Here is a 17534-nt window from a genome sequence, read left to right as displayed (position 1 = left end):
CGCCATGCCCCGATCCTCGCAGGTCGCCGACGCGGTGGCGCGGTCAGGGCTTCGGCAGCCCCACCAGCAGCGCGCCCTCGGCCACGACGGTCTCGGGCTGCTCGAGCACGACCGGCCGGATGCCGGTCTCGCGCAGCAGGAGGGTGGCCACGAGCGGCACCCGCGTCGACCCTCCGACGAGGAAGATGCCGGCGGCCCCGGCGGCCGTGACGCCGGCCGCGCGCAGCACGGCGGTCGTGGCGCGCACGGTCCGCTCGATCAGCGGCCGGGCCGCGCCCTCGAACTCCTCGCGGGTGACGTGCGTGTCGACGCCGATGCTGGGCAGCGTCAGGCTCGCCATGGGCTGCCGCGACAGCGTCTCCTTGGCCGCGCGGGCGTCGTCCCACAGCAGCAGGGCGAGGCGCCGGTCGGCGCTCGAGCGCGGGTCGAGCAGCCGCCGCCAGGCCTCGCCGTCGTGACCGGCCCCGGCGAGGCCGACGACGACCGCGTCGAGGTCCAGCCCCCCGACGTCGCCGAGCCCGTCCGCGGCGAGCACCTCCAGCCCCTCAGAGCCCTCAGAGCCCCGGCGGACCACGCTCGCGTCGAACGTCCCGGCGCCCAGGTCGTAGACCACGAGGTCGCGGCCCGGCTCCAGCTCGTGACCGAGGACGGTCACGAAGTAGGTGGCCGCGGCGACCGGCTCCGGCACCAGGTGCACCGGACCGAGCCCGGCCCGCGCCGCGGCGTCGAGCAGCACCGACCGGCGGATCGCGCCCCAGGCCGCGGGATGGGTCAGCACCGTGGCGCCGATCCCGTCGTCGCCGCAGACCCGCCGCGCCTCGTCCAGCACCCGGCGCAGCGTCGCGGCGATCAGGTCGGCGACCGGGTGTTCCCGGTCCCCGAGCAGCACGTTGCCGTCGTCGATGCGCCGCTTCGGGCTCGGCTCGTGCCGGCCCGGGTCGAGCCGTCCGGCGTTGACCGCGTCGCGGCCGGTGAGCAGCCCGCCGTCGGTGCCCTGGACGGCGGAGGAGAGCAGGGGCGAGGAGTCGAACAGCAGCGGCTGCACCCGCCCGTCCGGACGGCGCAGCAGCGCGACGGTGTTCGACGTCCCGTAGTCCACGGCGAGGGTCGGCCGGGCCGCGGAAGCCGCCACGGGCTCCGGCGGACCGGCGGCCTCGGAAGGGTCGGCGGGCTCGGAAGGGTCGGCGGGCTCGGACGGGTCGGCGGGCTCGGACGGGCGGCGCCGGCGCATCACGAGCCAGACCGCGGCTCCGGCCACGCACGCCGCGACGAGCGCCACCGCCACGGCCGTCGTCGCGCCCCCGGCCGGCGAACCCCCGGCCGGCGCATCGCCGGACCGGGCCGGCCCGACCGGCTGAGATACGGTGATCACCGGTGTCGGGCTCGCGGCCGCGCTCGTCACCGGGGCGGCGCCCGGCGTCACGACCAGCACGGGCGCCGGCCGTTCCAGCACGCCGGCCGACTCCATCCGGTCCGGGTCCGCCGAGAAGTTGATGATCCCGCCGTCGGCGGCGTTCTGCGTCACGGCGAGCACGAACCGGCCGCCGCCGGCCGGCACGGTGCCCAGGCGCACCTTGAACCGCATCGGCCCGGTCGTGGCCGGCCCCTTGAAGAAGAAGGCGTTGAGCGCGGGATCGCGGTTGAAGTTCCAGTACGCCGACGGCGAGTCCACGTAGTTGACGGTGTCGACGGTCGCGAGGTCCCGGGGCACCTTCACGGTCACCCTGGTCGTGCCGCTGCTGTTGCCCGCGTCGTCCACGTCGATGGTGAGCACGACGTCGCGCTGGCCGCCCGCGAGCCGGTCGGGTCCGATCTGGGGGCTGCCGAGCGCGGCGCCGGGCACCGCGAGCACGGCCAGCACGCCGAGCCCCGCGGCGAGCACGAACCGGACGGCCGCCAAGCGCATGGGAGCACTGTAGTGATCGCCGCCCGGGCCGATCACCCGCCGATCCGGTGGATCGGCGTGGCGTTCAGTGGAGCACCCGGCGGATCGCGGTGCGGGCCAGGAGCATCAGCAGCACCACGTACACGACGGTCATCGCGGCCGATGTCCACGCGAAGGGGTCGGCGAAGCCGATGTCGCGCAGCCAGTAGCGGTCGTCGTCCGGGGAGAGGTCCGGGCCCGGGCCGCCGCCCCGCGCGAACGGCAGCAGGGCCGGCCCGCCGTAGCTCGCGATCAGCCCAAACGGCCACAGGACCACCGACAGCACCGCCGTGCGCAGGGTGCTGCCCGTCGTCAGGCCCAGCAGCGCGGCGACCGCGAGGGTGAGGACCGCGCGCATCACCATGAACCCGGGATGGTTGAGGTGCAGCAGCTCCAGCAGCTCGTAGGTGTCGTTGGCCAGCAGGGTGTACCGCGCCGACTGCAGCCGGAACACGAGGCCGATGATGAGCGTGCCGAGTGCCCCGGCGGACACCGCGACCGCGAACTTCGTCAGGGCCCAGCGCCCGCGCGAAACCGACTGGGTCAGGGCGAACGCCACGGTGTCGTCCGCCCGCTCCGGCGCGAACAGGGGGACGCCCAGCAGCAGGCCGAGCAGCGTGGGCACGAACGCGGCGACGAGCTGCATCGCGAGGACGGCGTCGAGGGCGTCGCCGTGCGGGTAGCAGTGGTTGGGGTTGACGCAGTCCGGCCGGCCGTCCGTGTTCAGCTGGGCCTGCACCGTGGCCGCGGCGAGGACCAGGACCACAGTGGACAGTGCGACGACGCCGGCGCCGATCAGCACGTACGGGCGCGAGGTCCGCCAGGCCAGCCACGTCACGCCGACGCTCGCAGGCAGCCGAGCACCAGGTCCTCCAGGGTGGGTGTGTGCCAGCACCGCGATGGCCTCGGCCCGGGCGACGGGGTCGAGGGCGGCCAGCGGCTCGTCGAGCAGCAGCAGGTCCGGGCGCCGGCCGAGCGCCATGGCGAGCCCGAGCCGGGCCCGAAGCCCCGGGGCCAGGCGGCCGACGCGCGCGGAGACCGGAATGCCGGCCGCGACCGACTCGGCGAACGGCGCGTCCCACGACGGGTTGAGCCGCGCCCCGAGGCGCAGGGTTTCGGCGACGGTCAGCTGCCGGTACAGCGGCGCGTCCTGCGCGAGAAACCCGATCCGGGCGCCGGCGCGGGCGGTGATGGTGCCGCGGTCCGGGTGCAGCAGGCCGGCCGCCGCGCGCAGCAGGGTCGTCTTACCGGCGCCGTTGCGGCCGACCAGGGCGGTCACCGAGCCGGCGGGGACGGCGAACGAGCAGTCCGCCAGCGCGGGCCGGCCGCCGAAGGCGTGGGTGACCGCGTCGGCGATCAGGGCGGGCTCAGACGGTGACACCGGCGTCGTCCAGCAGCGCGTGCATCTCGGCCCGGTCCAGCCCGGCGGCGCTCGCGCGGGCGACCCAGTCGGCGAGCTCGCGCCGCAGGTCGTCCACGTCCAGGGGCGGGGGCTGGTCGCGCACGTACGTCCCCGACCCCTGCCGCGCCTCGACGACCCCGGCCTGCTCGAGCTCCCGGTAGGCCTTGAGCACCGTGTTGGGGTTGATGCCCAGGCCTTCGGAGACCTCGCGGGCCGTGGGCAGCCGGTCGCCGGGGGCGAGCCGGCCCAGCCGCACGGCCTGGCGGACCTGCTGCACGAGCTGGACGTAGACGGCCGTGCCGGAGCGCCGGTCGACGCGGAAGAGCGTCAAAACCACCATTGCACTAGTGAACTAGTGGACTTGGAGGGGTGTCAAGCCTTCCGGCGCAGCGCGTCGGCGAGCAGCTCCACCAGGTGCTGGCCCGGCCGGTCGGCAAGGTCGGCGGCCTGGGTGCGGCAGGAGAACCCGTCGGCGAGGAAGACGTCGTCGGGCCCGGCCTGCTCGAGCGCGGGCAGGAGCTGCTGCTCGGCGACGGCGACGGACACCTCGTAGTGGCCGCGCTCGACGCCGAAGTTGCCGGCCAGGCCGCAGCAGCCGCCGAGCCGCCGCACCGTCGCGCCGGTCTGCTTGAGCAGCTTGGCGTCGGCCTCCCAGCCCATGACCGCGTGGTGGTGGCAGTGCGGCTGGGCCACGACCGTGACCCCCTCCAGCGACGGCGGGGTCCAGCCCGGCGTGCGGGCCAGCAGCTCGGCGACGGTGACCGTGGCGGCGCTGACCTTGCGGGCGGCGTCGGTGTCGAGCAGTTCGACCAGGTCGCTGCGCAGCACGCCGGTGCAGGAGGGCTCGAGGCCGACGATCGGCACGCCGCGCTCGACGGCGTCGGTGAGCTTCTCCACCGTCGAGCCGAGGATGCGCTTGGCCGCGTCCAGCTGGCCGGTGGTGATCCAGGTCAGGCCGCAGCAGGCGGACTCGCTGGTCAGCTCGGGCGCGTAGCCGGCCGCGGTGAGCACCTCGACGGCGGCCTGGGCGATGCCGGGGGCGAAGTGGTCGGTGAAGCTGTCCACGAACAGCAGGACGGGTGTTCCCGGGGCGACCGCGCGGCCCCGGAACCAGCGGCGGAACGTCTTGGGGGCGAACTTCGGGATCGAGCGGCGGGAGTCGACGCCCGCGGCGAAGAGCGCGAGGTTGCGCAGGCCGGGCGCCGAGGTCATCGCGTTGGCCAGGCGGGGCAGCCGGGACGCCAGCCGCGACCACATCGGCAGCCGGCCCAGCGAGTAGTGCGAGCGCGGGCGGACCCGGCCCTTGTAGCCCTGGTGCAGGACCTCGGCCTTGTAGGCGGCCATGTCGATACCGGTCGGGCAGTCCGACGCGCAGCCCTTGCAGGACAGGCACAGGTCGAGGGCGTCGTGCAGGGCGGGCGCGCGCCAGTCGGGGGCGAGGTCGCCGTCGAGCATCTCCTGCAGCACCCGGGCCCGGCCGCGGGTCGAGTCCTTCTCGTTGCGGGTGGCCAGGAACGACGGGCACATGACGCCGCCGAGCACGGTGGTGTCGGCGCGGCACTTGCCCACGCCGGTGCAGCGGTGCACGGCCTGGTTGAAGTCGCCGTGATCGGCGTGGTAGCCGAACGCGAGCGGCTGCTTGACCGGGCGGCCCGAGGCCACCCGCACGTCGGCGTCGACCGGGTCGGGGTCGACGAGCACGCCCGGGTTGAGCAGGTTGCCGGGGTCGAAGGCCTGCTTGACGGCGCGGAAGAGGTCCATCGCCTCGGCGGAGTACATGCGCGGCAGCAGCTCGCTGCGGGCCCGGCCGTCGCCGTGCTCGCCGGACAGCGAGCCGCCGTAGCTGACCACGAGGTCGGCCGCGTCCTCGAGGAACGCGCGGAACTTCGCGGTGCCGCCCGGCCGGTCGAGCGGGTAGTCGAGCCGGACGTGGACGCAGCCGTCGCCGAGGTGGCCGTACGGCATCGCGCTGAGCCCGTGCCGCTCGACGAGCGCGTCGAAGTCGCGCAGGTAGTCGCCGATGCGGGCGGGCGGGACGGCCGCGTCCTCCCAGCCGGCGTGCGCGGGCAGCCCGGACGGCGCCCGCCCGGCCAGGCCGGCACCGTCCTCGCGGATGCGCCAGAGCGGGGCGGCCTTCGCGGTGTCCTCGACCACGAGCGTGTCGACGGCCCCGGCCTGCGCGGCGAGGCGCCCGGCCCGCTCGCGGCACTCGTCGAGGTCGTCGCCGGCGATCTCGACGAACAGCCACGCGGTGCCGCCCGGCAGCGGCGGCACGGCGTCGGGGCCGCGGCGGCTGCGCACGACCTCGACGATGCGCGAGTCGATGCCCTCGCAGGCGGTCGGGTCGAAGCCGAGGATCGTGGGCACCACGTCGCCGGCGGTGCCGAAGTCGGGATACCCGAGCACGACCAGCAGGCGGTGCTTCGGGTCGACCACCAGCCGTACCGTCGCCTCGGTCACCACCGCCAGGGTGCCCTCGCTGCCGACGAGCAGGCCGGTCAGGTCGAGGCCGCGCTCGGGCAGCAGGTGCTCGACGGCGTAGCCCGAGACCTGCCGGGGGAACGTCGCGAACTCGGTGCGGGCGACGGCGAGGTGGCCGCCCACGACGGCCTGGAGGGTGTCCGCGATCGCCTTGGCCCCCTCCAGGGTGGGCCGCCCGCGCTCGTCGCGCCCGGTGGAGAACCGCTCGCCGTCGATCGTGAGCGCGTCCAGCCCGACGACGTTGTCCGAGGTCCGGCCGTACCCGAGGGTGCGCGACCCGCACGAGTTGTTCCCGATCATCCCGCCGATCGTGCACCGCGTGTGCGTCGAGGGATCCGGGCCGAAGCGCAGGGCGTGCGGCCGGGCCGCGGCCTGCAGGGTGGCGTGCACCGCACCCGCCTGCACCCGGGCGGTGCGGGTGCCCGGGTCCACCTCCAGGACCTTGTCCATGTGGCGGCTGAAGTCGAGCACGACGCCGCGGCCGATCGCGTTGCCGGCCACGGAGGTGCCCGCGCCGCGAGCGGTGATCGGCACGCCGAGCGCCCGGCACACGTCGAGCGTCGCCGCGACGTCCTCGTCGCCGCGGGGCCGCACGACCGCGCGCGGGACGACCCGGTACAGCGAGGCGTCGCTGGCGTACGCGGAGCGGTGGGCGTCGTCGGTGAGCACATCCACCACACCCGCCCGGGCGAGACGGTCGATCAGTTCGTCGCTCATGTCCCTCTTGCCGCTCGTACACCTGCTCGGACTCGGTCCCCGACATGGTAGACGGCGGCCCGGTCGATCAAGGGCTCGTGTACCGGTAGACCGAGAACACGTAATCCGGGCACACGACCTGACAGGCCGTGCAGCCGGTGCACCCATCGTGCAGGACAGGGAAACGGTACCCCAGCTCGTTGACTTCGGCCGACATGGCGAGCACCTGCGGGGGGCAGGCGGCCACGCACAGCTCGCAGCCCTTGCACTTGTCGGCGGCGATGACGAGCGTGCCGCGAGTGGTCCGGCTCACGCTTGGCTCCCTTCGACCACGCTGGTGACGTCGTCCCAGCCCTCTTCTGACATGTCTGACGTGCCGGCCGCGCCGAACACACCGCGGCGGCGCAGGGCGGCGATCGCGTTGGCGGCGGTGAGCCGGATATGGGCCAGGGCCGCCTCCCCCGCCGCGGCCGGGCGGCCGCTGCGCAGCGCCACGAACTCGGCGTGCAGGGCGGCCCGCTCGTCGGCGAGGGCGTCGTCGATGGCGAAGCGGGCCGCGACCGGCACGAGCCCGGAGAACGAGCGCAGCAGCGCCCGCAGGTGGTTGCCGGCGCCGGCGACGTTGACGACGCGGCGGAACTCGCGGGCGAGGGCCTCGAACGTGTCCGGGTCGTCGCAGCCGGCCAGGGCCTCGTCGAGCTTCGCGAGCTCCTCCAGCACGCCCGGGTCACCCCGGCGAGCCACCCTCCGGTTGGTCAGGGCGCTCAGCATGCCGTACAGCTCGAAGGCCTCCCGGACCGTCGAGTCGTCGAACTCGGCGACGAACGCGCGCTTGTAGTGGGCGCGCTCGACGAGCCCGTCGCGCTCGAGCTGGATGAGCCCCTCCCGGACCGGCACGCGGCTCACGCCCAGCTCCTCGGCGATGGCGTCGAGGTCGAGCCGCTGGCCGCTGGTGAGCTCGCCGGCGAAGAGGCGGCCGAGCACGTAGGCGGCGACGGCCTCGCTGGTGTTGGCCCGTTCGAGTTTCACGGCTTGATGATTTCACCGAGCGGATAGGTCTGCTCCATCGTGTCCTGCTGATACGTGGGCCCCTCGGCGGTGGGCACGAACCAGCCGGTCGGGCACATGGTGAGGATCTCCACGAGCGAGAAGCCGCCGCCGGCCAGCTGGGTCTCGAAGGCTCGCTTGATCATGCGCTTCGTCTGCAGTACCGCTCCGGCCGTGGAGACCGCACCCCGGGCCACGTAGCCGACGCCGCGCAGCCCCGCGACGAGATCCGCGACCGGGATCGGGTAGCCGTGGGTCTCCGGGTCGCGGCCGTCGATGCTGGTCTTCGTGCGCTGGCCGAGCACCGTGGTGGCGGTCTGCTGGCCGCCCGTGTCGCCGAACACGCCGTTGTTGAGCATGACGCAGGTGATGTTCTCGCCGCGGGCGGCCGCGTGCAGGACCTCCTGCAGGCCCTCGTTGGCCATGTCGCCGTCGCCCTGCAGCGTGAACACCGCGACGCCGGGGCGCACGCGCTTGATGCCGGTGGCGCAGGCGGGAGCGCGGCCGTGCAGGCACTGCAGCACGTCGACGTCCATGATCCGCACGAAGCTGCCGTAGCAGCCGTGGCCGACGACGCCGATGGTCTTCTGCACGATGTCGAGCTCCTGCAGCACCTCGAGCAGGATGCGCAGGGCGACGGGCTCGCCGCAGCCGGGGCACAGCGAGTGCTCGCCGAGGATGAGGCTGGGCTTGAAGTCGGCGACCTGCTTGGCGCCGCGGCTGGGCGGCTGGGTGGTGTCGATGGTCACAGTGCCTCCAGGATGCGGCGCTTGAGCACGGGAGCGTCGAGCAGCGGGCCGTACGACAGCCCCGACTCGGCGATGCTCACGCCCCCGATGAACCGCACGGCCCGGCGGTCGTGGGCGTGGATGCGCACGTCGTCGACCATCTGCCCGCCGTTGAGCTCGAACACGAGGACGTTCTTCGCGGTCCGGGTCGCCGCGGCGAGCGCGTCGCCGGGGAAGGGCCACAGCGTGATCGGGCGGAACCACCCGATGTCGTACCCCTCCGAGCGCAGCTCCCCCACGACGTGCTCGACGAACTTGGCGGCCGAGCCGAACGCGACCACGACGGTCTCGGCGCCGTCGCAGTCCGCCTGCTCATGGCGCGCCTCGAGCTCGTTGATGCGGTCGAACTTCTCGGCGATGGCCCGCCAGTGCCCGTCGGGGCCGAGCCCGGGCGCGGTCGCCTTGCCCATCGCCCACGTCCACACCTGCCGGCTCTGCCCGGTGCCGCCGCCGGTGCCGTCCAGCGCCCAGTCCTTGGGGGGCAGCTCGCCGAAGTCCCGGCGCCCGACCTCGACGCCGACGCGCGTCTGGGCGATGAGGGGGTCTCCGTACAGTACGACCGGCGCCCGATGCTTGTCGGCCAGGTGGAACAGCAGCTGGGTGTGCTCGACGGCCTCGGGGATGTCCTTGGGGGCCAGGGTGATCGTACGATAGTCGCCCCAGCCGCCGCCCCGGGTGGCCTGGAAGTAATCCTGCTGGTTGCGCGCCATGTTGAACACGACGAACGGGGTCTCGTTGAGCGCGGCCTCGGCGATCGCCTCCTGCATGAGCGCGATGCCCTGCCCGCAGGAGCCGGTGGCGGCCCGGGCCCCGGCCGCGGCGGCGCCGAGGGTCATGTTGACGCCCTCGATCTCGCTCTCGGCGTTGAGGCACACGCCCCCGGCCGCGGGCAGGCGCCGGGACATCTGCTCCAGCAGTCCGGTGAAGGGCGACATGGGGTAGCCGGCGAAGAACCGGCACCCGGCGGCGATGGCGGCCTCGGCGATGGCCGCGGAGCCCTCCAGCAGTTCGAGCGTCATACGGCAGCCCCCTCCAGGGCTTGGGCGCCCGCTTCGAGCGCGCGGGCGTTGGCGGCGGCATGCTGTCGGCGGTACGGGGGCAACAGCTCCTCCATCGCCGAGACGAGCGCCCCGGCGCCGACCATGCCGGTCAGGGCGTTGTACGCGCCCAGCAGCACGAACCCGGACGCGCTCGGCGCCTCGACGCTCTTGGCGACGGCCCCGGCGTCGACCGCGAACACCCGCAGGTCGTCGCGGAACGCCTCCGGGTCGACCAGCGGGGTGTTCGCCAGGACCAGGGCGCCGGCGCGCAGCCGCTCCTCGACGCCCTCGCTGTGACGATGGTGGGCGAAGATCGCCGACCAGGCCGACGGCAGGATGGGCAGCGCCTTGAGCGGGGCGTCGCCGATGACCACGCCGGCCTTCGACGGGCCGCCGCGCATCTCGCCGCCGTAGTCGGCGGCCAGCATCGCGTACCGGCCCTCGTGGGTGGCGGCGAGGGCCAGGGTCTTGGCCAGCAGCTGGATGCCCTGGCCGCCGGTGCCGGTGACGAGCACCTCACGCTCCACGCGCGCCTCCTTCACTGTCTCCCCGGACCTCTTCGCGGTTCTACGGGCGTCTTTACGGTGCTCCGAGCCTCTTTGCGGCGCTCTGAGCCTTTTTTCGGTTCGCAGGGCCTTGACGCGGTTCGCCGGGCCTTGACCCCGTCCTCCGAGCCCCGACCCGGCTCGCCGGGCCTTCACCCGGTCCTCCGAGCCCTGACCCCGTCCTCCGAGCCCCGACCCGGCTCGCCGGGCCTTGACGCGGTTTGAATATTGAATACAAAATCTGATTCGAGCGTCAAGGGAGGTCGCGAAATGCGGGCACTGGTAATGCGCGGCTTCGGCGACGTGGCCGTCGAGGAAGTCCCCGACCCCGTGCCCGGCCCGGGCGAGGTCGTCATCGACGTGGCCTGCGTCCAGCCGAGCGTCACCGAATGCATGCTGCTGGCCGGGGAGCCGATCGCCATGCACACCGTCCTCGCCGAGCGCCTGGCGGCCGGCCCGACCCGCTTCGGCGGCCACGAGTTCGCCGGCGTGATCAGCGCCGTCGGCCCCGGCGCGCCGGGGGACCTGGCCATCGGCGATCGGGTCACCGCCGTGGAGACCGCCACCTGCGGCCGGTGCGCCGCGTGCCGCCGCAACCGGCCGGACGCGTGCCCCTCCCCCAGCGTGCTCGGCTTCACGGGGCCGGGCGCGTTCGCCGAGCGGGTGCTCGTCCCGGCCCGGACGGTCGTACGCGTTCCCGACGGAGTCCCCGCGGCCCACGCCGCGGCCGTGCAGCCCCTGGCGGGCGCGATCCACGGGCACGCGATCGCCGCCGTACGGCCCGGCGACACCGTGCTCGCGATCGGCGCCGGCGTCATGGGCGTGCTGCACACCCAGGTCGCGCGGCGCGGCAACGCGGGGCTGGTCATCGCGACCGGCCGCAGCGAGGCCAAGCGCGCGCTCGCCGAGCGCTCCGGGGCCGGCCTGGTCATCGACGCCACCCGCGAGGACGTGGTCGCCCGGGTCCTGGAGGCCACCGAGGGCATCGGCGCCGACGTCGTCTTCGAGTGCGCGGGCGAATTCGAGCAGGCGGCCCGGTGCGTCCGGCGCGGCGGCACAATCGTCATGGTGTCGGTACTGCCCAGCCACGCCCCCGCCCCGCTCGCCCTGCTGCGCGAGCGGTCGGTGTCGGTGCTGCACCCGCGCTCCGGGGCCGGCGGCTACGCGCCCGGCAGCAGCGTCTTCGAGCACGCGCTGCGCCTGGTGCACCGCGGCGACGTGGACGTGCAAGGGTTGATCAGCCATCGGCTGCACGGGGTCGAGGCGTTGCCGGAGGCGTTGGAGATCACGCGGTACAAGTCGAAGCACGCCGCGCTCGGCCCGGCCCAGGTGGACCTCTTCGACTGGGAGACCCGCGCGTGAGCCTGCTCATCGGCGACATCGTGACCTCGGCGGCGCTGACCGTGCCGGACCGGCTCGCCGCCACCCTCGGGCCCCAGCAGCTGACGTTCCGCGAGCTCGACGCGCGGGCCGACCGCACCGCGAACGCGCTGGCCGGGCTGGGCGTGGGCCGCGGCGACACGGTGCTGTGGTGCGTGACGCCGACGCTGCGCTCGGTCGAGGTGTTCGTCGCGTGCGCCCGGCTCGGCGCGCTGTTCGCACCCGTGAACCCCGCCCTGCCCGGCGAGGAGCGCGACCGCATCCGCTCCTATGTGGACCCGAAGGTCGTCCTGTCCGATGTGGACTTCTCCGCATCGGTACTCCCACCGTCCACCCTGGACGGCGGCGCCCCCGGATTCGCGCGGGTGCCCGTCGACGATCGCGAGCCGCACATCCTGTACCTCACCAGCGGCAGCACCGGCACCCCGAAGGGCGCCCTGGTCAGCCACCGGGCGAGCTGGCTGCGCGCGGCCCCGGGCGGCGGCACGTTCACCAGCGGCCTGCGCGGCGACGGCGGCGTAGTGTGCACCTTCCCGCTGTACCACTACGGCGGCTGGCACTACGTCATGGAGGCGTGGCAGCACCGCACCGCCGTGCACCTGGTCCGCCGGGCCGACGCCGCCGACATGATCGACGTCGTGGAGCGCCGCCGGCCCTCCGCGCTGTACTGCATCCCGGCCGTGTGGGAGCGTCTCCTCGACCCCGAGCACCGGCGCGCCGACCTGCGCTCCCTGCTGCACGCCGACACCGGCACGTCCGCCGTCGCCGCCGACCTCGTCGAGCGCATCAAGTCGCGGCTGCCGGGCACGACGACCACGATCCTGTACGGTTCGACGGAGGCCGGCCGCATGGCCGCCCTGCACGACTGGGAGCTCGCGACCCACCCCGGCAGCGTCGGACGCCCCGCGACCCCGAACGCCCTGTGGCTGGACGCGGACGCCGAGGTGTGCACGAGCGGCCCGGCGCTCATGAACGGCTACCTCGGCGCCGACCCTCTCGACGGCGGCGTGTACCGCTCCGGCGACGTCGGCCGCCTCGACGCCGACGGGTACCTCTATCTGACCGGCCGCACCCGCGAGGTGATCCGCACCGGCGGCGAGTCGGTCGGCCCGGCCGAGGTCGAGCACGCGCTGCGCGACCTGCCGGGCACACTGGACCTGGCCGTCGTCGGCGTTCCAGACCCGCGCTGGGGCGAGGTGGTCTGCGCGGTGCTCGTCGTGCCGCCCGGCGCCGAGCCGCCCACGGTCGCCGAGGTCCGCGCCCATGTCGCCGGCCGCCTGGCGTCGTTCAAGCAGCCGCGCCGGGTCCACGTCGTGGACGCCATCCCCCGCACCCCGGCGACCGGCCAGATCCAGCGCACCCGCCTGCGCAAGCTGGTCGAGGGCGACTGACGCAGCGGCGGTTTCAGCCGACCTTGGTCACCTCGATGAGGTAGGCGAACGTCACGCTGTCGTCGCCGCTCTCGTACTGCATCGGGACGTAGACGGTGCCGCTCTGCGGCTGGCCGGGGCGGACCCAGTTGTACCCGCCGTAGACCCGGCCGTCCAGGTCATCGTTGAAGCAGTGGTCGCTTTCGTACAGGTCGAACACCATGGTCACGCTGACCCGGCCGTTCGGGATCTGCGTGCCGCTGCCGGCGACGGCGCCCACGGTGTAGATATCGGGCAGGAGCCTGCCCTCGACCTCGCCGCCCGCGCACTCGGTGCGCAGGCCCGGATAGCCGTTCTGGTACGGATTGGCGGGCGAGACCGAGCCCCTTCTTGCGTGACTGCGGTTCCCATGCCGTCGGGGGCCTATGCAGCTCCTACATCCTGTTCACCGCCATGCGGACCATCATCAACGCGACGCCGGGAGCAACCCTGGTCACCTGAGCAACCCCGCGGCCGGTGGCGGACGAAGCGAGTCCGCCGCCGGCCTTCAACATTTCGCGAGCCTCGTGACGTTGGACAGGTAGGCCCGACCACGGAGAGGCACACGGTTGACATTCGAAGAGTTCCTGGTGGCGGAGCTGCCGGGCCTGACCCGCTTCGCCGGTGCGCTGACCGGCGACCGGGACCTCGGCGAGGACATCCTCGCCGACGCGCTGCTGACCGTCTCCGCAAAATGGGCACGGATCTCCGGCACGCAACGGCCACTCGCGTACGTACGCCGGGTCGTGGTGACCACATTCCTCTCCGATCGACGCCGGGCGGCACGGCGGCGCACCCAGCCGGTCGGCGACCCGTCACTGCTCGACCGGGCCGAACCCGACGTCAGCGACGTCGTCGCCCGGCGTGACTTCGTCGCCCAGCTTCTGACCGCACTCCCGGCCCAGCAGCGGGCAGCCGTCGTCCTGCGGTATCTGCTGGACCAGACCGACGACGAGATCGCCCAGACGCTGCGCTGCTCAACCGGCACGGTCCGATCCCACCTCTCCCGCGCCAGGGCGACATTGCGGATGACCGCACCCGCCGAACGGAGCTGATGACCATGGACCTCGACGAGCTGCGCGACGAACTGCTGCGCCACACACCCGACCCGGAAGCTGTCCAGAACCGCATGACCACCAAGCGTCACGCACGACGTCGGCGACGGTTCCTACTGGCCGGCACGGCAGTCTGCGTGGCCGTCGCCGTGGGGGTCGCCGCCGTGGCATGGTCTGTCGACCAGGATCCGGCCGATGACACCCGCGCGGCACCGGCCGCGTCCGATGCGGGCCGGACCGGCGCGACGGCAGTGCCAAACCCGACCGCCACCACCTCGGACACGGTCTACGCCGCGAGCGCCTGCGTCAGCTTGACGCTCCCGGCGCTGATACACCAGGTTCGCACCGCGGGCGCCTCGCTGATCCTGGCGCACGGCACCCTGACCGGTCGCCGCGGCGACGACCCGACAGGCCCGGCAGGACTGGCCGAGATGACCATCGACCATGTTGAGACCCTCGCCGGGCCGGTCGTCGCGGAACACGCGACCGGATGGGTGCCGACCGACGTCGGACCGTCCGGGATTCCCATCCCGTCGAATGCCACAGGATCCCTGTGGGCCCCCGACGGCGCGCTCATCGGCGTGTACTGGCCCACCCTGCCCCACGCCTCGAAGCTCGGACCGTACCTGCGCATCGCACCGGTCGTCGATCAGCAGGTCATCCTCACCAGCGCCGGGTGCTGGCTCATCGACGGCGTCGAAACACGCCCATTCACCGGACCACTGGCCGAAGTCCCAGGATCCAACTCATTCGCGCGCTCGGCCCAGTACGGCTTCCGCGCCCTGCCCCTCGACGCCGTCCGCCAGGCCGCCGCAACCCGCTGACCTGCCGCCACGCACGGCGCCGCAGCGCCAACCGCCACCCGGAGCCGCGTGGGCAGCACCGGGGGTGAAAGGGCAGCGGGCTTCGGAGCGCGAATGCGCTCGCCGAAGCTGTACCGGCGTGCCGGCGGGAGGGGCGCAGGTGCGCCGGTCGCCGCACGATTGCTCTCAACGAGCGACGATAGCGGCTCTACCGTCATCCAATCGGGCGTGCGATGGATCATACGGTGGCAGCTGGAGCAGATCAGGCCAGATCGACCAGGCGTGCACGGGTCTTGCCGTCGATACCCAGCGGTGCCCGGTCGTGGCATTCGATGTAGTCGAGGCCACGGGCTCCGCAGGTCGCGTGGAAGCCGAAGCCGCATGCCTCGCAAATCAACGCGATGCCCCGCCGCTTCGCGTCTTCGAGCTTCCTGACCTTGAGCTTCGGGTCGCGTTCTCGGCGTAGGTGCACCTTGAGAAGGACCCCTCCCTCGGCGCCTGCAGCGGAATGTTCACCATGTGCGCTACTGCGGGGTCGAGAATCGCAGTTGCGGTCGAATGCTGGAATAATTCATTGCGTGGGGCAGATGCGGTTGTTCAGCTCGCGGGAATTGGCTGCCATGCAGGATCGGACGAAGGCGAGGAATTGGTGGCCAGGGAAGGACGAATTCCGGAAGGAACAGCAGCGGCGGCGTGACTGGGGTTTGACGAGGCGGCATGCGGAGAAGCTGCGCCGCATCCACGGGCCAGCAGAGCCAGCGCCCGGTGTCGGCATCGCCGACGGCGGCGACCCCCACCCCGCTGTCCTTGAGCACGAGGACGGGAGTGCCGGCTTCGACCTCGAATCACCAGCGCCTACGCCGCCGGCAATCACCCCGACAGAGCCACCGTCCAGCCTAACCAATCAGCCCGCAAAGAAAAGCGATGCCCGCGTTGGCGCCAAATCCGGCGCGCCGCTTTCGCCCGAAGCTGAACAATCCCAGGGAAGAATACGCCTTGCTGGTGACGGGCGAATCTGTGAGTGCGTTTCCGCGGAGGCGACTCGAAGCTGCGTCACGTCGCTGGCGAAGTCACGGGTGTGGGAGTGTGACGCGCTGCCCGGCGCCGGCCGGCAACGGCGCCGCCCGCCGAAGTGGCACGGTTCCCGGCCGCCGCGGACCCGACTCGTCCAAGCCCCGGCGGTGATGTCGGCGAGCGCGACGACGACCGGGTTCACTGCGAACGTCCCGGCAAGCCACGGCACGGACCCGGCGAACTACGATTCCTCGCCGTCCAGCCACGCGGACAATGACGCAACGTACTCCGGCACGAACTCCGGGTTCCAGCGCGCGAAATATACCGCCGTCGACAAGGCGTGGATGGCGTTGCCCAGCCGGACCCGAGTTTGCCAGTCGTCCGGGAGCGGGAGCACCGCGTCGTACGCGGTCAGGAACGCTTCGCGGCCCTCCGGCCAGGTCGCGAAGATGTGCTCGTCCAGCTTGCCGAAGTCGAGGAACCGGTCGGCCCAGCGCCCGTGCTCGAAGTCCAGGACGCACGTGATGCGACCGGCGCGCAGGAGCAGGTTCGGGCGCCACAGGTCGCCGTGGACCAGGGACGGCGGGGCGTCGGGTGGTACGTCGTCGATGGCCCGGTGCAGCGCCGCGCCCGCGCGGTCGATCAGCTCCGGCGACAGTACGCCCGGGGCCCTGGACAGCTGCTCGCCGACCCGAGTGTGCAGGAACGTGCGCGCGTCCGGGCGTTGGGAGCGGCCGAGCACGTCGCCGAACCAGGGGCCGGTGCAGGCGTGGATTTGGCCTACCACGGTGCCGAGGTCGGTGGCGAACGCGAGGCGGGCGGCGGCGTCCATGGTGGACCAGGCGCCGTCGGCGGGGGTGCCGTCCTGGTACTCCTGCACGAGCAGCGGGCCGCCCACGTCCGCCGAGTGTGGCAGCAGGGCCCGGAAACGTACCACCGGCACACCCCCGTCGGCGGCGCGGCGGGTCGCGGCGATGAGGCGGCGCAGGTGTGCGGGGTCGGGGTTGCGGATCGGGGTCTTGGCCAGCAGCGGGCCCTCGTCGGTGTCGGCGACCCACTGGCGGCTGGTGTAGCCGGCGTCCAGCGGCCGGATGTCGCCGACTCCGAGGCCCGGGCAGGCCTCCAGCAGCGCCGCGCGCACCGCATCGAGTCCGATCGTCACCGCGTCATCCTAGGCGCCGTCACCCCGCTCATCGCCGGCGCCGGGTCGCGGGGCAGGATTGACCGCGAGACGTTCCCGGGAAGGAGCCCCAATGCAGGTCGGCGACGTGGTCGAGGACTTCGAACTGCCCGATGAGACCGGCACCCCGCGCAGGCTCAGCACGCTGCTGGAGGGTGGCCCGGTCGTCCTGTTCTTCTACCCTGCCGCGCTCACCGCCGGCTGCACCCGCGAGGCCTGCCACTTCCGCGACATGGCCGGCGAGCTGCGTGAGGCCGGCGGGCAGCCGGTCGGCATCAGCGGCGACGAGGTCGCGAAGCAGGCCGAGTTCGCGACCAAGCACAGCCTCGGCTACCCGCTGCTGTCCGACCCCGTGGGCACCGTCCGCGAGCAGTTCGGCGTGAAGCGCGGGCTGGGCGGCGGCCTCATCCCGACGAAGCGCGCGACGTTCGTCATCGACACCGACCGCCGCGTGCTCGCCGTCGTCAAGAGCGAGATTCGCATGGACGTCCACGCCGACAAGGCCCTCGAGGCGCTCCAGGCCCGCTCGCAGTAACAGCAAAAAGCAACAGCAGCAGCGAGCTACCGCGATGTCCGTCGTGGTGCGGACCGTTACTCCCGTGGCCTCACCCTCCGCCGTCGGTCACGGCGGCTGACGCTACGCGGCCGGTTGCGGTCCGCGGAGGCGGGCGCGCAGCTGCGCCTTGGCCACCTTCCCGCCGGAGCCGCGACGCTACGCGGCCGGTTGCGGTCCGCGGAGGCGGGCGCGTAGCTGCGCCTTGGCCACCTTC

The 17534-nt window shown here is 73.3% G+C and carries 17 protein-coding genes; 5 read left to right on the top strand and 12 right to left on the bottom strand.

From position 1 onward, the window contains the following. Nucleotides 1-43 precede the first annotated feature (43 nt). The 9 genes from ABT369_RS21950 to ABT369_RS21910 form a co-directional block, all read right to left on the bottom strand. Nucleotides 44-1906, bottom strand: a complete 1863-nt coding sequence (locus ABT369_RS21950) for an Hsp70 family protein (RefSeq protein ID WP_350614408.1) — start codon at nt 1904-1906, stop codon at nt 44-46. A gap of 64 nt (nt 1907-1970) precedes the next feature. Further along, nucleotides 1971-3305, bottom strand: coding sequence for an ATP-binding cassette domain-containing protein (locus ABT369_RS21945; RefSeq protein WP_350614406.1), 1335 nt, complete (start codon nt 3303-3305; stop codon nt 1971-1973). Next, nucleotides 3292-3666, bottom strand: coding sequence for a GntR family transcriptional regulator (locus ABT369_RS21940; RefSeq protein WP_350614404.1), 375 nt, complete (start codon nt 3664-3666; stop codon nt 3292-3294). Before ABT369_RS21940 ends, ABT369_RS21945 begins: the two co-directional genes overlap by 14 nt. A gap of 32 nt (nt 3667-3698) precedes the next feature. Beyond that, nucleotides 3699-6524: an FAD-binding and (Fe-S)-binding domain-containing protein gene (locus ABT369_RS21935; RefSeq protein WP_350614402.1), complete on the bottom strand. Its 2826-nt coding sequence runs from the start codon at nt 6522-6524 to the stop codon at nt 3699-3701. Between the two features lie 67 nt (nt 6525-6591). Further along, nucleotides 6592-6816: a 4Fe-4S dicluster domain-containing protein gene (locus ABT369_RS21930; protein WP_350614400.1), complete on the bottom strand. Its 225-nt coding sequence runs from the start codon at nt 6814-6816 to the stop codon at nt 6592-6594. After that, nucleotides 6813-7532 (bottom strand): GntR family transcriptional regulator, encoded by a 720-nt coding sequence (locus tag ABT369_RS21925; protein ID WP_350614399.1) that lies wholly within the window; start codon nt 7530-7532, stop codon nt 6813-6815. Before ABT369_RS21925 ends, ABT369_RS21930 begins: the two co-directional genes overlap by 4 nt. Beyond that, on the bottom strand, nt 7529-8299 hold the full coding sequence (locus ABT369_RS21920) for a thiamine pyrophosphate-dependent enzyme (RefSeq protein ID WP_350614398.1): 771 nt from the start codon (nt 8297-8299) through the stop codon (nt 7529-7531). Before ABT369_RS21920 ends, ABT369_RS21925 begins: the two co-directional genes overlap by 4 nt. Further along, a complete protein-coding gene (locus tag ABT369_RS21915; RefSeq protein ID WP_350614397.1) occupies nt 8296-9357 on the bottom strand; it encodes a hypothetical protein in 1062 nt (353 codons plus the stop codon). Before ABT369_RS21915 ends, ABT369_RS21920 begins: the two co-directional genes overlap by 4 nt. Further along, the gene (locus ABT369_RS21910) at nt 9354-9905 is read right to left on the bottom strand and encodes a 2-oxoacid:acceptor oxidoreductase family protein (protein ID WP_350614395.1); all 552 of its coding nucleotides are present in this window, start codon (nt 9903-9905) and stop codon (nt 9354-9356) included. Before ABT369_RS21910 ends, ABT369_RS21915 begins: the two co-directional genes overlap by 4 nt. Nucleotides 9906-10193: 288 nt before the next feature. Here ABT369_RS21910 and ABT369_RS21905 point away from each other — a divergent pair, with 288 nt between their 5' ends. Both ABT369_RS21905 and ABT369_RS21900 read left to right on the top strand, forming a co-directional pair. Further along, nucleotides 10194-11285: a zinc-dependent alcohol dehydrogenase gene (locus ABT369_RS21905; RefSeq protein WP_350614394.1), complete on the top strand. Its 1092-nt coding sequence runs from the start codon at nt 10194-10196 to the stop codon at nt 11283-11285. After that, a complete protein-coding gene (locus tag ABT369_RS21900; RefSeq protein ID WP_350614393.1) occupies nt 11282-12694 on the top strand; it encodes a class I adenylate-forming enzyme family protein in 1413 nt (470 codons plus the stop codon). Before ABT369_RS21905 ends, ABT369_RS21900 begins: the two co-directional genes overlap by 4 nt. Nucleotides 12695-12707: 13 nt before the next feature. On the opposite strand, the gene ABT369_RS21895 is transcribed toward ABT369_RS21900, so the two are convergent. Then, on the bottom strand, nt 12708-12953 hold the full coding sequence (locus tag ABT369_RS21895; RefSeq protein ID WP_350614392.1) for a hypothetical protein: 246 nt from the start codon (nt 12951-12953) through the stop codon (nt 12708-12710). 328 nt (nt 12954-13281) lie between these two features. Here ABT369_RS21895 and ABT369_RS21890 point away from each other — a divergent pair, with 328 nt between their 5' ends. Beyond that, nucleotides 13282-13767 carry a sigma-70 family RNA polymerase sigma factor gene (locus ABT369_RS21890; RefSeq protein ID WP_350614390.1) on the top strand — a complete coding sequence of 162 codons (486 nt, stop codon included), beginning with the start codon at nt 13282-13284 and terminating at the stop codon, nt 13765-13767. Between the two features lie 5 nt (nt 13768-13772). Continuing rightward, nucleotides 13773-14591, top strand: a complete 819-nt coding sequence (locus ABT369_RS21885; RefSeq protein WP_350614389.1) for a hypothetical protein — start codon at nt 13773-13775, stop codon at nt 14589-14591. A 241-nt stretch (nt 14592-14832) separates the two neighbouring features. On the opposite strand, the gene ABT369_RS21880 is transcribed toward ABT369_RS21885, so the two are convergent. Together ABT369_RS21880 and ABT369_RS21875 are read right to left on the bottom strand one after the other, a co-directional pair. Then, entirely contained in the window at nt 14833-15042 is a 210-nt protein-coding gene (locus ABT369_RS21880) for a hypothetical protein (RefSeq protein WP_350614388.1), read from the bottom strand. 783 nt (nt 15043-15825) lie between these two features. Further along, nucleotides 15826-16746: a phosphotransferase family protein gene (locus ABT369_RS21875; RefSeq protein WP_350614386.1), complete on the bottom strand. Its 921-nt coding sequence runs from the start codon at nt 16744-16746 to the stop codon at nt 15826-15828. Between the two features lie 91 nt (nt 16747-16837). Between ABT369_RS21875 and ABT369_RS21870 the strand changes: the two genes are divergently transcribed. Then, entirely contained in the window at nt 16838-17299 is a 462-nt protein-coding gene (locus ABT369_RS21870; protein WP_350614384.1) for a peroxiredoxin, read from the top strand. Nucleotides 17300-17534 lie beyond the last annotated feature (235 nt).

It is taken from the genome of Dactylosporangium sp. NPDC000244, from assembly GCF_040300725.1.
Classification (GTDB): domain Bacteria; phylum Actinomycetota; class Actinomycetes; order Mycobacteriales; family Micromonosporaceae; genus Dactylosporangium.
Note: the sequence above shows the minus strand (reverse complement) of the source record. Positions and strands in the feature narration are given on the sequence as shown.

What these genes read in the sequence shown, in the direction of transcription:
- ABT369_RS21950 (WP_350614408.1), bottom strand. Translation starts at nt 1,906, where the DNA reads ATGCGCTTGGCGGCCGTCCGGTTCGTGCTCGCCGCGGGGCTCGGCGTG.
- ABT369_RS21940 (WP_350614404.1), bottom strand. Translation starts at nt 3,666, where the DNA reads ATGGTGGTTTTGACGCTCTTCCGCGTCGACCGGCGCTCCGGCACGGCC.
- ABT369_RS21935 (WP_350614402.1), bottom strand. Translation starts at nt 6,524, where the DNA reads ATGAGCGACGAACTGATCGACCGTCTCGCCCGGGCGGGTGTGGTGGAT.
- ABT369_RS21915 (WP_350614397.1), bottom strand. Translation starts at nt 9,357, where the DNA reads ATGACGCTCGAACTGCTGGAGGGCTCCGCGGCCATCGCCGAGGCCGCC.
- ABT369_RS21905 (WP_350614394.1), top strand. Translation starts at nt 10,194, where the DNA reads ATGCGGGCACTGGTAATGCGCGGCTTCGGCGACGTGGCCGTCGAGGAA.
- ABT369_RS21885 (WP_350614389.1), top strand. Translation starts at nt 13,773, where the DNA reads ATGGACCTCGACGAGCTGCGCGACGAACTGCTGCGCCACACACCCGAC.
- ABT369_RS21870 (WP_350614384.1), top strand. Translation starts at nt 16,838, where the DNA reads ATGCAGGTCGGCGACGTGGTCGAGGACTTCGAACTGCCCGATGAGACC.